This is a genomic window from Bradyrhizobium sp. AZCC 1719, from assembly GCF_036924525.1.
Classification (GTDB): Bacteria; Pseudomonadota; Alphaproteobacteria; order Rhizobiales; family Xanthobacteraceae; genus Bradyrhizobium.
On record NZ_JAZHRU010000001.1, the window covers coordinates 2723913 to 2738887 of the forward strand.

15 protein-coding genes are annotated in these 14975 nt (G+C 62.7%); 6 read left to right on the plus strand and 9 right to left on the minus strand.

The window, feature by feature from the left end:
• Positions 1–171: 171 nt before the first annotated feature.
• The 6 genes from V1292_RS12935 to V1292_RS12960 all read right to left on the minus strand — a co-directional run bounded on the left by V1292_RS12935 (position 172) and on the right by V1292_RS12960 (position 4657).
• Positions 172–2400: an ATP-binding protein gene (locus V1292_RS12935; RefSeq protein WP_334372959.1), complete on the minus strand. Its 2229-nt coding sequence runs from the start codon at positions 2398–2400 to the stop codon at positions 172–174.
• Positions 2401–2501: 101 nt separating this feature from the next.
• Positions 2502–3074 (minus strand): Fic/DOC family protein, encoded by a 573-nt coding sequence (locus V1292_RS12940; protein WP_334372961.1) that lies wholly within the window; start codon positions 3072–3074, stop codon positions 2502–2504.
• 8 nt (positions 3075–3082) lie between these two features.
• The gene (locus tag V1292_RS12945) at positions 3083–3286 is read right to left on the minus strand and encodes a hypothetical protein (RefSeq protein ID WP_334372963.1); all 204 of its coding nucleotides are present in this window, start codon (positions 3284–3286) and stop codon (positions 3083–3085) included.
• A gap of 87 nt (positions 3287–3373) precedes the next feature.
• Positions 3374–3886 (minus strand): SRPBCC family protein, encoded by a 513-nt coding sequence (locus tag V1292_RS12950; RefSeq protein ID WP_334372965.1) that lies wholly within the window; start codon positions 3884–3886, stop codon positions 3374–3376.
• Entirely contained in the window at positions 3883–4350 is a 468-nt protein-coding gene (locus tag V1292_RS12955; protein ID WP_334372966.1) for an SRPBCC family protein, read from the minus strand. The genes V1292_RS12950 and V1292_RS12955 overlap by 4 nt, the downstream gene beginning before the upstream one ends.
• Positions 4343–4657, minus strand: a complete 315-nt coding sequence (locus V1292_RS12960) for an ArsR/SmtB family transcription factor (protein WP_334377033.1) — start codon at positions 4655–4657, stop codon at positions 4343–4345. Before V1292_RS12960 ends, V1292_RS12955 begins: the two co-directional genes overlap by 8 nt.
• 115 nt (positions 4658–4772) lie before the next feature.
• On the opposite strand from V1292_RS12960, the gene V1292_RS12965 reads away from it, so the two are divergent.
• The 3 genes from V1292_RS12965 to V1292_RS12975 all read left to right on the plus strand — a co-directional run bounded on the left by V1292_RS12965 (position 4773) and on the right by V1292_RS12975 (position 7507).
• Complete coding sequence (locus V1292_RS12965; protein ID WP_334372968.1) at positions 4773–6218, plus strand: LVIVD repeat-containing protein; 1446 nt, start codon at positions 4773–4775, stop codon at positions 6216–6218.
• Between the two features lie 10 nt (positions 6219–6228).
• Complete coding sequence (locus tag V1292_RS12970) at positions 6229–6783, plus strand: hypothetical protein (RefSeq protein WP_334372969.1); 555 nt, start codon at positions 6229–6231, stop codon at positions 6781–6783.
• A gap of 106 nt (positions 6784–6889) precedes the next feature.
• Positions 6890–7507, plus strand: a complete 618-nt coding sequence (locus V1292_RS12975) for a LysE family translocator (RefSeq protein WP_334372970.1) — start codon at positions 6890–6892, stop codon at positions 7505–7507.
• Between the two features lie 26 nt (positions 7508–7533).
• Here V1292_RS12975 and V1292_RS12980 read toward each other — a convergent pair whose 3' ends face one another.
• Entirely contained in the window at positions 7534–8331 is a 798-nt protein-coding gene (locus V1292_RS12980) for an N-formylglutamate amidohydrolase (RefSeq protein ID WP_334372971.1), read from the minus strand.
• 151 nt (positions 8332–8482) lie between these two features.
• On the opposite strand from V1292_RS12980, the gene V1292_RS12985 reads away from it, so the two are divergent.
• On the plus strand, positions 8483–8881 hold the full coding sequence (locus tag V1292_RS12985; RefSeq protein WP_334372972.1) for a gamma-glutamylcyclotransferase family protein: 399 nt from the start codon (positions 8483–8485) through the stop codon (positions 8879–8881).
• Between the two features lie 51 nt (positions 8882–8932).
• Here V1292_RS12985 and V1292_RS12990 read toward each other — a convergent pair whose 3' ends face one another.
• Positions 8933–9499: a chlorite dismutase family protein gene (locus V1292_RS12990; RefSeq protein WP_334377034.1), complete on the minus strand. Its 567-nt coding sequence runs from the start codon at positions 9497–9499 to the stop codon at positions 8933–8935.
• Positions 9500–9751: 252 nt separating this feature from the next.
• Between V1292_RS12990 and dnaG the strand changes: the two genes are divergently transcribed.
• Positions 9752–11755 (plus strand): DNA primase, encoded by a 2004-nt coding sequence (gene dnaG, locus V1292_RS12995; protein WP_334372973.1) that lies wholly within the window; start codon positions 9752–9754, stop codon positions 11753–11755.
• Between the two features lie 338 nt (positions 11756–12093).
• Positions 12094–14205, plus strand: coding sequence for an RNA polymerase sigma factor RpoD (gene rpoD, locus V1292_RS13000; protein WP_334372975.1), 2112 nt, complete (start codon positions 12094–12096; stop codon positions 14203–14205).
• A 411-nt stretch (positions 14206–14616) separates the two neighbouring features.
• On the opposite strand, the gene V1292_RS13005 is transcribed toward rpoD, so the two are convergent.
• Positions 14617–14853 carry a hypothetical protein gene (locus tag V1292_RS13005; protein ID WP_028350223.1) on the minus strand — a complete coding sequence of 79 codons (237 nt, stop codon included), beginning with the start codon at positions 14851–14853 and terminating at the stop codon, positions 14617–14619.
• Positions 14854–14975: the final 122 nt, after the last annotated feature.

A 14975-nucleotide genomic window follows, 5' to 3' on the forward strand; every position in this document is an offset into this window, starting at 1 on the left:
GCTGCAGAGTGGCGCAGGAAGCCACCTGCGCGGCGGTGACGTCATCCGGGCAGGCTTGACCAGGATCAATACGCTGTCCGTATACGCCGGCTGCAATGCCCGCATCATGAGGGCGGAAGCTTAACCCTCGCCGTCGTCCCTGCGAACAGGGACGACGGTGGGGATAACCCGTCAACGCGCCTTCAGGACCGAACGCAGCATCGATGCCAGATCGTGTCGACGGTAGGGCTTGTTCAGGATCCGCACGTCCCGGCCGGCCCCATCGATCGCCTCGACGGGATGTTCGCTATGGCCGGAAGTCAGGAGGATCTTCAAGTGAGGCCGCAGGCGGGCGGCTTCCTTCGCAAGCTCGGTTCCGAACATGCCCCCGGGCATCACGACATCCGTGAACAGAAGATGGATGTTCTCCGGGCCGCGCAATATGTCGAGCGCCGCGGCCGCGTTGCGTGTGACGATGACGCGATAGCCGAGCGCTTTCAATTCGCCTTCAACATAGCGGCGCACCATGTCGTCGTCCTCGACGACGAGAACGGTCTCGCTGCCGGTGGGCGCGGCCGGCTGACCGGCGGATGGCGCGGCGGTCGTCTGAATTGTCCGAACGCGGGGGAAGAACAGGTTGACCGCCGTGCCATGCCCCGGTTCGGAGCGTATCTGCATCAACCCGCCGGATTGCTGCGCGAATCCGTAGACCATGCTCAGGCCGAGACCCGTGCCTTTCCCCACCTCCTTGGTGGTGAAGAATGGCTCGAAGGCGCGGCTGGCGACCTCGGCCGTCATGCCGGTGCCGTTATCCGCCACGGCGATCATGACATAATCGCCGGGACGCGCCTCGCCGTTGACGTCCACGTCGGATTCACCGAGTGACGTATTTTGCACCTCGACCGTCAGCTTGCCGCCGAGCGGCATGGCGTCGCGCGCATTCAGCACCAGGTTGAGCAGTGCCGACGCCAGTTGGCCGGGATCGACACTGGCCTGCCACAGGTCTTGATCAATCCGGAATTCACATTCGATATGCTCTCCGAGCGTCCGGCGCAGCAACTGCTCCATGCCGACGATCTTCTGGCCGATGTCGATGTGCTTCGGCATCAAGGGCTGCTTGCGCGCGAACGCGAGCAGGCTGCGCGTCAGGTCCGAGCCGCGTTCGGCGGCGGTCGCGATGCTCTCGGCGATTTTTTGCAACGCCTTGTGTGTCGCAAGCTTCTCGGCAAGGTGCTCCGCATTGCCGAGGATGACGGTCAACAGGTTGTTGAAATCATGCGCCACGCCGCCGGTGAGCTGACCCATCGCCTCCATTTTCTGGGATTGGGTGAGTTTCTGGTTGAGCTCGTCGATGGCGGCGCGCTGATGCTGGAGCGATTCAGCGGTGCCGTTGAGCAATGTCATCAGCCCGCCAAGCTCGCCGCGCGGATAGGGTGGAGCAATCCGCGCGCTCAGATCGCCAACTCCGAGCTTCGTCGCCATCGCAGCCAGGCGCCCGACCTGACGGCCGATGCTCATCGTCGCCAGAACCCATACGCCTGCGAGCAACAGCAGCGAGGCCACCGCAAGTATCGCCAGGTCCTCGTAGAGGCGGCGATTGGCTGCGGCCACCAGACCGTCCTTGGCCCGCCCGACCATAAGGTAAAGTCCGGCATCGCGCACCGAGGGGGAGCGAGCGGCGGTCCAGACATGGGTTCGGCCGTCCCGCCCGGTTACTTCGCGAAACGACTCATGATTCGGCGAGGTCGCAAACCGGAACAGCTCCGAAGTTGCGATCGATGTGCCGGGCGCTTCGGTCCAGTCCTTGCCCTCGGGCGCGACGAGGATCGTGCCTTTCCTGTCGACGAGCAGAATCTGACTGTCGCTCGACAGCCGCTTGTCGTGGTCTTCGGCGAATTTCTTCAGATTGAACGAGGCGAGCAGGATAAATTTCAGCTCTGCCGTTTCCGAGCGAACGGGATAGGCGATCTGCAACACGGAGGTCCCTGTCAACCGGCCGAACACAGGCTGGAGTGTGACGGTGCCGTGCGCAACCAGCGCCTGCTGGAAATATTCGCGATCCCTGAGATCGAGCGTCCGGTCGGTTCGCAACGAGTCGCAGAACAGGCTGCCGTCCGGATTGATGGTCAAGATGCCGGTGTACCGCGGATACTCTTCGCGCACGGCCGACAGGAAGGCGGAGCAAGCCGCCTTGTCGCGCGTATCGAGATCGCGGGCGCGGGCGAGACCATAGTGAAGCTGGGCCGTGCCCTGAATTTTCTCGTCGAGGTCGCTTGAGATGTCGTTGGCGGTTGCCGACAGGCTGGCATGTGCGGCGTTGATTTCGCTTGCGCGATTCTGGACGAAGCGCAGTCCCACAAGGATGGCCGGCACCAGCATCGCGGCGATAACCAGTATCAATAGACGTGTGCGCAGGCTCATCGGTGCGTCGTTCCGCGCTCAAATCAACGGTTCGTTGAGGGGAGTGTGTACTCCCAGCGTTGCGCCAAGTTGATCGAGATGAGCATAGCCCCGCTGCACAATCATGCAATCAGATCATTGATCACATCGGCAAGCGGGCGTTCGTCGCCGTCGAAACTGGCGATCATCGCCGCCAGCATCGCGTCTGGATTCAGTTTTTCGATTTTGAGCGGATGGCCCGCATAGTCGGCGACCAAGGCGAAGAAGGTAAGCTGCGACCGTCCGTTTCCTTCGCGGAAGGCATGAATCGCATTCAGCTCCGCCAGGAAATGTGCCGCTTGGTCTGCGAACGTTTTTGCATCGAGATTCCGAAGGTGATCCGCCGATCGCAAGTCGTCGAACAGCTTATTCGCTTGCCCTTCGATGTTTTCGGGAAAGCAGAATGGATTGCCACCCTTCGCGATCCTGACTGTGCGAGGCTGTCCCGCCCACTGGTATACGTCTTGAAACAGATGGTGATGGATGGACTTGTAGTGTTCGAAGTCCATCGATCCCTCTGGTAATGGTTCTTCGGCTCGTGCGCTGGAAATTTCCGCTTCGAACGCGTCGAGTTCGGCTTGGTTCTGCAAGTCGAGCTTGTTCACCAGCACGGTCGAGTTCTTGTAGGTGTAGGGATCTTCGATCGCATCATACATGCGGTCGGTCAGCCCTTGCGATGGCTGCGAATGATTGCCTGACGATATTCTTCCGCCGTGAGGCCTTTGGTTCGCGCATCGCTGGCGCGTTTTTTCATTGCCGGCGTGAGCTCGATACCCTCGACTTTGCTGATCTTGGCAAAGCCATCGCTTCCGAGCACGAACCGCCCAGACTTCGCACCTTTTGTCGCAACGTTCTTCTGCTTCGCCATCGCTGCAGGGTACCACGAGTCGTCGCCAAAAGCACGCACTGCGTGCGCCAGAATCGGCACGCTAGTGCTGGGGAGGAGGGCCACCGCCTAGGGCGTCCCGATCCCCAATTCCTTCAGCGCGGCCAGCATCCGCTCCGGCGGCTGCATCTTGATTGTCAGCGCGTTGCCGGTCTCCAGCAGGCTCTTCAGGCTCGACAGGATTGCGGGCCAGCCTGTACGTCCGCCGGACAGGATGTCGTCGCTGATCTCCCGGTCATGCGATTGCAGCATCGTCAGTTTGACTACATCGCCGGCCCGCTCGATCTCGTAGGTGACCAGCGTCGGCCCGAGCTTTTCGAGCAGCGCCGGCCAGTTGACGTTGAAGGTGACGGTGAGCTTCCTCAGCGGTTCGCACTCGATCACCTCGCCCGAGATATGCAGTGCGCCGTCCGGCGTGCGCATGATGAAGGCGCCGCCGACCCTGAGATCGACCTCGACCGCCTGGCCGGAGAAATACTGCCTGGAAAACTCCGCTTGCGTCAGCGCCTCCCACACTTTCTCCGGCGTCGAGGCGATGTAGATCGTGTAGGCAATGGCGGGCTTGAAGTCTTTGATGTTCATGACACACCTTCGATGCCGAGAGCGGAAACCGGAATTTCGAGCGCAGTGCCGGATTCCAACAGGCTCTTGAGACTGGACATAATGGCCGGCCATCCCTTGGAGATGCCGTCCAACAGCTTGCTGCCCTCTGCAAAACCTTCATGCGTGAGCGTGAGCTTCACGAATCTGCCGTGCTGCTCGATAGTGAAGACCACCTTCGTAGCCTTCTCGTTGCGGTATGCCTCGTTGGTCACGTGCTTGAAAGTGTAGGAGAGCCGCCGCGGCCGATCGGCCTCGAGAATCTCCCCGGTATCGGTCGTGGTGCCGTTCATGACCAGCGCCAGCGCCGAACCAACCTTCCAGTCGGATTTCAGCTCGGTGCCGAACCAGTAGCGTTTGGAGAATTCGCTGGACGTCAGTGCCTCCCACAATTTCTCCGGCGTGGTCTCGATATAGATGACGTAGACGAATTCCGGCTTACTCATCACGCTTCTCCAACCGTCGTTTCAACTCAGAGAGCGCGGCGAGTTTCCCGCGCTCGAATTTCTTGATCCAGCGTTCGCCGATCTGATGGATCGGAACCGGATTGAGATAATGCAGCTTCTCGCGGCCATGCTTGTGCGTCGTGACGAGGTTGGCCGCCTCGAGAATCCCAAGGTGCTTGGTCACGGCCTGTCGCGTCATCGCAAGCCCGTCACAGAGTTCGTTGAGCGTCTGTCCGCTTTTGGCGTGAAGCCTGTCCAACAAAGAGCGCCGTGACGCGTCGGCGAGCGCCTTGAAGACCTCATCCATGCCAAGAATAATAGGCAACCAAATAGTTGCATGTCAAGGGTGTGTTTTGGACCTCAAGGATGTGTTATCGTGCCGTTAGCCAACGCAGATTGGTTTTGAACAGTCGGGGTGGAACATGAGTGATCGCCTCAAACTCGCGGCCTCTTTCACCGTCTGTTTCCTAGCATCGTCAGGCATCGCTCTCGCGCAGCAACAAGTGATTGGGGCGCCGCCTGAAGCGCTCAACATGAAGCTGGTTGGAACCAGCGATCTGCAGGCGCGCAGCGCCTACCAGCCCACCATCCACCATCAGGGCGATCGCTGGATCGCCTATATCGGCCATCACGGCGGCAGCGACGAGATTCCCGCGCCGGTCAATCCGCAGACCGGTAAGACTGAGCCGAACGGCACGTCGATCGTCGACGTCACCGATCCCTCACAGCCGAAATATCTGCGCCACCTTCCGGGTCAGGAGGGCAAACAAGAAGGCGGCGGCGCGCAGATGGTGCGGATTTGCGACGGCAAGGCGCTGCCGAAGGGCGATCGCAACGCGGTTTATATGCTGCGCACCTTTGGCGGCGAGGCGCATGAAATCTGGAACGTTGCCGATCCCATTAGTCCCGTATTGATGACGCGGATTGCGGGATTAAAGGACACGCACAAGAGCTGGTGGGAATGCGACACCGGCATTGCCTTCCTGGTCTCGGGTGCGCCGGACTGGCGAACGCGCCGCATGACGCAAGTCTATGATCTCTCCGATCCCGCGCATCCGCAAAAGATCCGCGATTTCGGCCTTCCCGGCCAGGAGCCGGGCTCGACCGGTGCGGTGCCGACCGAATTGCACGGGCCGATCTCGACGGGACCTTCCGGCAACCGGGTCTATTTCGGCTACGGCACCAACAAGGGCGGGATTTTGCAGATCGTCGATCGCGAAAAACTGCTTAACGGGCCCAAAGAGCCAACCCCGGACAATCTGCGCGCGCCGGAAATTGCGCGGCTGACCATGTCGCCATTCAACGGTGCCCACACGACGTTTCCGATGCCGGGCATGCCGATTGCGGAATTCGCGCGCGACAAGGACGGCAAGACCCGCGACATCGTGATGATCGTCGATGAGGCGATTTTGAACGAATGCAACGAGCCGCGGCAGATGGTGTGGTTCGCTGACGTCACTGTCGAGAAGGCGCCGATGATGATTTCGAACTACACCGTGCCGGAGGCGAGCGGAACGTTCTGCGAGCGGGGCGGGCGGTTCGGCGCGCATTCTTCCAACGAGAGCATGGCGCAGGTCTTCTACAAGAAGATGGCCTTCATCGCCTTCTTCAATGCCGGCGTCCGCGCGCTCGACATTCGCGATCCCTATCATCCCAGGGAAGTCGGCTATTTCATCCCGTCGATTACGGCGGCGACCGACAAGCGCTGCGTCAAGATCGACGGCAAGGATCGCTGCAAGGTCGCGATCCAGACCAACAATGTCGAAACCGACGAACGCGGCTACATCTACGTTGTCGATCGCGCCAATACCGGCCTGAACATTCTGGAACTGACCGGCCCGGCGCGCGCCGTCGCCGGCCTGCCGTGAGGAGGCGGTTATGCGTCGATGGCCGGTCATCGTTGTTGCGGCCGTGGCGCTCGGTGCGTTGTCGGGCGCCGCGGCCTACCAGCACATCGTGCCGCGCCAAGGCGAACAGAAAGGCTCGTGGCAGGAGATCGCCTGGTCATTCCCGCGCGACGGCTGGCCCGCGGGACGCGCCTTTCGTTGCCGCGGCGCGTCGTGTGGCGATGGCGTCGAGGTATACGTTCGGCCGAAAATCGGTTTCTGCAACTGCGACCGCGGCGTCGCGGACGACGACGAAGTCGATCGTGTCGCCGATCTCGACCTGCTCAGCGAGCGCTTTACGCCGATCCAGGCGGGCGATGTCATCAGTGTCGCCGATATGCCGGGACGTAGCCGCGCCTATGATCTCAAAATGACCGGCGGCACGCGGCATGCCGCCGTCGGCATCGCAGTGTCGCGCCGTTGCGACCTGCTGGTCGCAGTCGCGCATGGCAAGGGCGACGCGATGAGGGTGCGGCGGGAGGCGCTGCAGTTGCTTGGCGAAGATGAAATGACGCGGTGGATGATGGCCGCAATGGAGGCACGGTAGCGCCGCTCGTTCTTGTCCCCCGCGAAGAGCGGGGAAAAGCGCGGCTTCCATCTCTCGCCCCCGTCATGCATAATGACGTAACCGCTCTCCCACCGAGTTCATCCCCATGTCCCTTCAGGTCTATCTCGCCTTTGTCGCCGCCTGCATTGCGCTCGCGCTGTTGCCGGGTCCCGTCGTCACGCTGCTGATCGCGAACGGCCTGCGGCACGGCACCCGCGCGGCGCTGATCAATTGCGCTGGCGCGCAAACCGGCCTCGCCATCGTGATCGGCATCGTCGCGGTCGGGCTGACATCGCTGATGGCGACGATGGGCTACTGGTTCGACTGGGTGCGCTTTGCCGGCGCCGCCTATCTGATATGGCTCGGCATCAAGCTGATCTGGCAGCCTGCGGAGGGCGTCAACGCCGACGAGCCGCCACCGCCGCCGCGCGGCGGATTTTTCCTGCAGGGCCTGCTGGTGCTGCTCTCCAATCCGAAGGTGCTGGTGTTCTTCGGTGCGTTCATTCCGCAGTTCATGGATATGGAGAAGGACCACTTCCCGCAGGTGGCGCTGCTCGGCGTCACCTTCATGGTGATCGCGGCATCGACCGACGCGGTCTACGCGCTGCTGGCCGGACGCGCGCGAATGTTCTTCTCCAAGCAGCGGACGCGGCTGGTGTCGCGCGTCTCCGGCGGCTTCATGATCGGCGGCGGCATCTGGCTGGCACTGACGCGGGCGCGGTGAGCGCATCGCCGGGCTAATCAGCGCAATCAAACCAATGTCTGCGCCCGCAGCGTCACTTCGATCTCCCCAAGTATCCGTGCCAGCCGCTCCGCCCAGGCTTTCTCGCCGGCGGGATCCGAAATCAAATCCTGACGGATTTCGATCCCTGTATTCATCAGCCCGCGCGCCTCGCCATGCACGGGGATCGTGTAGTCGGTCTCGTCGCTGACCGCATAAGGCTCGTTGTCGCCGACCACCAGATCGCCCTCGGCGCGCAACGCTTGCAGCAAGCGCGGCGGCAGATGCTTGTCGCGGTGGTAGAGCGCGCCTATGTGCCAGGGTCGTACAATCCCGGCATAGACCGGCGTGAAACTGTGCAGCGACACCAGCACCGTCGGCATCGCAGCGTTTCCGCGCTGGTCGATGATCTCGTCGATGCGCCGGTGGTAGGGATCGAAGATCTGCGCCCGCCGTATCGCGGCGGCCTCGCGCGAAATGCCTTCATTGCCGGGAATCGTGGTCGCCTCGCTGATGCGCGGGATCGAGCTTGCGACGTGCGGCGGGCGGTTGCAGTCGATGACGAGCCGTGAGTAGCGCTGCACGATCAGATGGGCATCGAGATGTTTTGAGAGCGCTTCCGCGACGCCGGCAATTCCGATGTCCCAGGCGATATGGCGTGTCAGTTCGCTCTCTGGCAGGCCGAGGTCGCCGAGCACGCGCGGAATGAGCCTTCCATAGTGATCGCACGTAAGCAGAAACGGCGAGCGGCCGGTGGTGTTGAATTCGTGGACTGGAGGAACATCCTCGGCGCTGAGGAGCAGGGCGGTGCCGGCGGCGTCGTTCAACGTATCTTCCTTGAGCGTTGCTGGTCGAGGAGACGTATCCGAATCGATAATGGCTTAACGATGCCGCTCCGGGTGCTTCCCCACAAGACGGTTTTGGCGATAGGCCGCCCGGCGGATTGCATCGCGTCGCGCGCGATGACATAGAAAACCCATGATTTCAGATCGACTGTTCGTCTACGGCACGCTGATGCGCGGCTTCGACCATCCGATGGCGCAGCTATTGTCACGCAGTGCGGATTTTTTGGGCACGGCCACCTGCCGCGGCCGGCTCTATCTCATCAAGCATTATCCGGGGCTGGTGCTTTCGGATGACGCCAGCGACGTCGTGTTCGGCGAACTCTATCGTTTGCGCGATCGCGACGCGTTGCTGGCCGAGTTCGACATGTATGAGGCCTGCGGCGCGGGCTTTCCGGAACCGACCGAATACATCCGCCGCATGCTGCCGCTGTCGCTGGAAGACGGCGCCGCCGGCGAGGCATGGACCTATGTCTACAACTGGCCGGTCACCGGCCTTCCGCGCATCGCCTCGGGGAAGTTTCTGGAGCGGTAGGAAGAATGCGCGGCTTCGTCTCAGCATTTTCGGTCGTCATACGATGGCGAGTCACCCAGCATCCAGCCGCTCGCGCTCCAATCTGATATCCACCTCGCGCTCGACATAGCGCCATTCCTCGGTCGCGCGCAGCGTGCGGACCAGCTCCTCGAACTCCTCGGCATGCTCGGGCGCGTATTCGAACCAGGTCAGGAAGTCGAAGGGCTCGCCGAGATCGCGGCTGTGATAGAGCTGGCGGGCGATCGCCGGCAGGTATTTCAGGCTGTCGGCGATGTGGTGTGATCTATCCTCAAAGATCTGACGCCGCTCCTCCTGCGTCAGCTCCCACCACGCCGCCGATTTCTTGATCGGGATCAGCGCCGCATTGGTCGCCTCAGGTCGGCCGATCTCGGCCCGCACGGCGTCAAGCTGCGTTTTCTCGGCGCGCTCGGTATAGCGCAGATGGCTGGCGAAGCCGGCCAGCCGCCACGAGGTCGGCGAGGGCAGGATCGGCAGCGTGATCGACAGCGAATGCACGACCGACAGCGAAGGCGTCGGCGAAAGCGACGCGCCCTTGACCGGCGCAAACCGCGTCACCCGCCACGCCCCGCTCCTGCCACCCCGGAACACCGTGAACATACGGGACATGGAAGCGCGGAACTGGCGGCGATTCAAGCTTGCGCTGTCATTCCGGGGCGCGAAGCGAACTATGGGGCGTCCTTGCGCCCCTGAGAATCTCGAGATTCCGGGTTCGATGCTTCGCATAGCCCCGGAATGACCGAAGGGGCTGTGAATAGCGGCGAGAAATCCCGCCGACTTCGCCTTTTAGCGGCCCGGCCCTATATCCATGATCGGTTGGCACGGCCCTACGATTCGGCAAAAACTCCATCCATGCGCTTCACGCCCCAATTTCTCGACGAACTGCGCGCCCGGCTTCCGGTTTCGGAAGTCGTGGGCCGGCGCGTCAAGCTGAAGAGGGCGGGGCGGGAGTTTAAGGGGCTGTCGCCGTTCCAGCAGGAGAAGACACCCTCTTTCACGGTCAACGACCAGAAGCAATTTTACCACGACTTCTCCACCGGAAAGCACGGCAACATTTTCGACTTCGTCATGGAGACGGAAGGCGTCTCGTTTCCGGAGGCCGTCGAGCGCCTCGCCGCCATGGCCGGCCTGCCGCTGCCGGCGGCAACGCCAGATGCCGCGCGCCACGAGCAGCGCCGCAAGACGCTGCATGACGTGATGGAACTCGCGGCAAAATTCTTTGCCGATACGCTGGCCTCGCGCAACGGGGCGAAGGCGCGCGGCTATCTCGCTGACCGCGGCATTTCGCTGGCGACGCAATTGCAGTTTCGCCTCGGCTATGCCCCGGGCGAGCGCTTTGCGCTGAAGGAGCATCTGGGCGCGCAGGGCATTTCCACCGACGACATGGTGGAAGCGGGGCTGTTGGTCTCCGGCGAGGACAAGCCCGTTCCCTTCGATCGCTTCCGCGACCGCGTGATGTTTCCGATCGCCGACGCCAGAGGCCGCGTCATCGCCTTCGGTGGCCGCGCGCTGGAAAAGGACGTTCCGGCAAAGTATTTGAACTCGCCGGAAACCCCGCTGTTTCACAAGGGCGACAATCTCTACAACCTTGGCCCCGCGCGACAGGCGGCGCATGACGGCTCGCCGCTGATCGTTGTCGAAGGCTATGTCGACGTCATCGCCATGGTCACCGCAGGCTTTGCTGGTGCGGTGGCGCCGCTTGGCACGGCCTTGACCGAAAACCAGCTCGCGCTGCTCTGGAAGATGGCGGACGAGCCGATCCTTTGCTTCGACGGCGATCGCGCCGGGCAAAAAGCAGCGTACCGCGCTGCCGACCTCGCGCTGCCCAATCTCGCGCCCGGCAAAAGCCTGCGCTTCGCGCTGCTGCCGGAGGGACAGGACCCCGATGACCTCGCCCGCACCGGGGGCCGGGTTGCGATCGAGGAGGTGATCGGCGCCGCGCGCGGGCTCGCCGACATGATCTGGTCGCGCGAGATCGAGGGCGGCACGTTTGCGACCCCCGAACGGCGCGCCGCGCTGGAAGCGCGTATCAACGAACTCTCTAACGGCATCCGCGACGAGGTCGTGCGCCGCTACTACCGCCAGGATCTCGCCGAGCGCCTGCAGCGCACCTTTGCGCCCGATGCCGGCCGCGGCGGTTACGGCCGGGGTAATTTCCGACCCGGCCGCCCCGAATCACCCCGCGCCTTTGCCCCGCGCGGAGCGGGCCCGGCCGGCCGGTTCGCCCCCCGCGGCGGCCGCCCGCCGGGGATCGCTTCGGGAATCGCCCCCGGCCCCTACCAGGCGGCGAGCCCCCAGCTTGCGACCAGCCCGATCATGCGCGGCCAGCGCAGCGCGATGTCCCGCCGCGAGGCCTTGATCCTGCAATCCCTGATTAACCACCCCTGGCTGCTGCACGATCATCTGGAGGAAGTGGCCGCCCTGGAACTGGCGCATCCCGAGGCCAACAAGCTCCGCGCCGGCATTATCGCAGCCTTCGCCAACGACCATCACCATTCCCCCGACGTCGAAGAGCAGGCCGAAAAAATGCGCGCCGATCTTGAGGTGCGCGGATTAAGCGAGGTTCTTCAACGGGTTGAACGGGCGATTACGACCGCGGCGGTCTGGGGCGCCAAGCCCGGCGCGGCCCGCGAAGACGTTTTGGCCACTTGGCAGCAACTCGTTGTCTTGCATCAGAAAACGCACGCCCTACTTAGGGAGAAGAAAGATGCCGAACTGGCATTGGCCGAGGAGACCAGCGAGGCCAATCTGGCATGGCTGAAGGATGTCGGCGCCCGGCTGGACTCCATCGACGGCACCGAGGCCCTGATTGAGGGTTTTGGCGAGCTTTCGGGCCGGTTCCGCAAAAGCGTTTGACGATTAAAAAATGATGCGGACGGCCTTGGCCGAGCCCGCGAAAAGACTCGCCAAATCCATGATTTGGCGGCAAAAACAGGGTTAAGCAAAGCTTAAGGGCCTTCGGGCTACGAAAGACAGATACCGGTGATGCGGAAGGCAGGGGTGGCGATAGTCTGCGCCGCCCTTTGCGCGTCGTAACCATGGTGCGGAAAAGCGGGTGCCGCTTTCGACCGATCATGCGAAGGCGAATGAACAGAGCAAGGTGACGATCGAACGACGTCATCTCGAACGAATTGAGTTGAAGAGCGCGGGCGGCGACGCACGCCCGCATGAAGCGCGTTTCGGGAGCTTGATGAATGGCCACCAAGGCAAAGACGCTGCAGGTTAAGGACAAGGAAAAAGACGACAAGGCAGCGGACGCCCCTGAGAAGGATAGCCCCGACGCGCCGTCGCCGTTGCTCGACCTGTCCGATGCCGCGGTCAAGAAGATGATCAAGCAGGCCAAGAAGCGCGGCTTCGTGACCTTCGATCAGCTCAACGAAGTCTTGCCGTCCGACACCACCTCGCCCGAACAGATCGAGGACATCATGTCGATGCTCTCGGACATGGGCATCAACGTCTCCGAGGCCGAGGAGGCCGACGAGGAGGCCGAGAAGGAAGAAGCCGACGACGACACCGACAACGAGCTTGTCGAGGTCACGGCGAAGGCTGTCACCGAGGTCAAGAAATCCGAGCCCGGCGAGCGCACCGACGATCCCGTCCGCATGTATCTGCGCGAAATGGGCACGGTGGAATTGCTGTCGCGCGAAGGCGAAATCGCGATCGCCAAGCGCATCGAGGCCGGCCGCGAGGCGATGATTGCGGGTCTCTGCGAAAGCCCCTTGACCTTCCAGGCCATCATCATCTGGCGCGATGAACTCAACGAAGGAAAGATCTTCCTTCGCGACATCATTGATCTCGAAGCCACCTATGCTGGCCCCGACGCCAAGAACAACATGAACCCGGCGATGATCGCCGCCCCCGCAGGCGACGGCCAGGCCGCCAACGGCGAAGCCGCGCCCGCGCATGTCGCGCCGCCGGCTGCTCCCCCGTCGCCGACCCCGTTCCGCACAGCGCCCGCGGGCGATGCGGAAACCGAGGAGAAGGATCCGGCGGAAGCTGCCGCCGAAGGCGACATGGATGACGACGAGTTCGAAAACCAGATGTCGCTGGCCGCGATCGAGGCCGAGCTGAAGCCGAAGGTGGTCGAGACCTTCGACAAGATCGCTTCCGAATACAAGAAGCTGCGCCGCCTGCAGGAGCAGGACATCGCCAACCAGCTTCAGAGCGAGTCGCTCTCGCCCTCGCAGGAGCGCAAGTACAAGAAGCTGAAGGACGAGATCATCGTCGAGGTGAAGTCGCTGCGGCTGAACCAGGCCCGCATCGACAGCCTCGTCGAGCAGCTCTACGACATCAACAAGAAGCTGGTCTCGTTCGAGGGCCGCCTGCTGCGCCTCGGCGACAGCCACGGCGTCGCGCGCGAAGACTTTTTGCGCAACTACCAGGGCTCGGAGCTCGATCCGCGCTGGCTCAACCGTGTCTCGAAATTATCGGCCAAGGGCTGGAAGAATTTCGTCCATCACGAGAAGGACCGCATCAAGGAGCTGCGCCACGAGATCCAGTCGCTGGCGGCGTTGACGGGGCTTGAGATCGGCGAATTCCGCAAGATCGTGCACGGCGTGCAGAAGGGCGAGCGCGAGGCGCGCCAGGCCAAGAAGGAAATGGTCGAGGCCAACCTGCGTCTCGTGATCTCGATCGCCAAGAAGTACACCAACCGCGGCCTGCAGTTCCTCGACCTGATCCAGGAAGGCAACATCGGGTTGATGAAGGCGGTCGATAAATTCGAGTATCGCCGCGGCTACAAGTTCTCGACCTACGCCACGTGGTGGATCCGGCAGGCGATCACGCGCTCGATCGCCGACCAGGCCCGCACCATCCGCATCCCCGTGCACATGATCGAGACCATCAACAAGATCGTGCGCACGAGCCGCCAGATGCTCAACGAGATCGGCCGCGAGCCGACCCCGGAAGAGCTCGCCGAAAAGCTCGGCATGCCCCTGGAGAAGGTTCGCAAGGTCCTGAAGATCGCAAAAGAGCCGCTCTCGCTCGAAACGCCTGTCGGCGACGAGGAAGACTCACACCTCGGCGATTTCATCGAGGACAAGAACGCGATCCTCCCGATCGATGCGGCGATCCAGTCCAATTTGCGCGAAACCACCACGCGGGTCCTGGCCTCGCTCACCCCACGCGAAGAACGCGTGCTCCGCATGCGCTTCGGCATCGGCATGAACACCGACCACACGCTGGAAGAAGTCGGCCAGCAGTTCAGCGTGACCCGCGAGCGCATCCGCCAGATCGAAGCCAAGGCGCTGCGCAAGCTGAAGCACCCGTCAAGAAGCCGGAAGCTGCGGAGCTTTTTGGATAACTAGTACTGCCTGTCATTGCCGGGCTTGCTTGCCCGGCGAAGCCTCGGCGAAGACGGGACCCGGGCATCCATCGAAACAACAGCGGCGGGCAAAAGCCCGCCGTTTTTGTTTAGCTAGCTCGCAGCAAATTTTTCACGCCAGCGCCCGGGGCCACCCCTCTCCCCAACCCTCCCCCGCAAGGGGGGAGGAGTCCTGCCAGCGTGCTCGCCTCACATTGCATTACGGCCTTGCTTCACATTGCGTCATGGCCATCCCTGGCGTCAGGGACGCATCGGCGGCAGGGTTCCCTCTCCCCTTGCGGGAGAGGGTTAGGGAGAGGGGTGCCGCTTGCTCCGCTGGTCATTGAGCAAGTGGACAACACCGCTCTCTGCCGATCGCGACGTTGGTTGATGCAACCGGACCTTGCCTGCGAGGCTACTTCTTCTTCGCGCCGACCCGGCTGATGCTCTTGATCTTGAGCTGCGGGCGGCCGGACTTCTCGGCGATCTCGCGGTCCTGCTCCATGATGTAGCCGCGCGCCGGCTCGTCGCCGTCGAGCCCGCCGAGCAATTCGGCAGGCACGCGCCGGTTGGAGCGCTGCGAGTCGTCCTCATAGACGACATTGAAAAAGGCGAACTCGCCCTTGGGATTGGTCCCGGGTTTCTTTGGCATGCGCGGCTTGTCCTCGATAGAGGCGCCGCTGTCAATCATCCTCGCTGCGCGCCGGCCTGCCTTGCGAGACGGCGTGGACGCGATTTATCTATGACCGCTTTGCCGGCATACTGTTCGCCCGG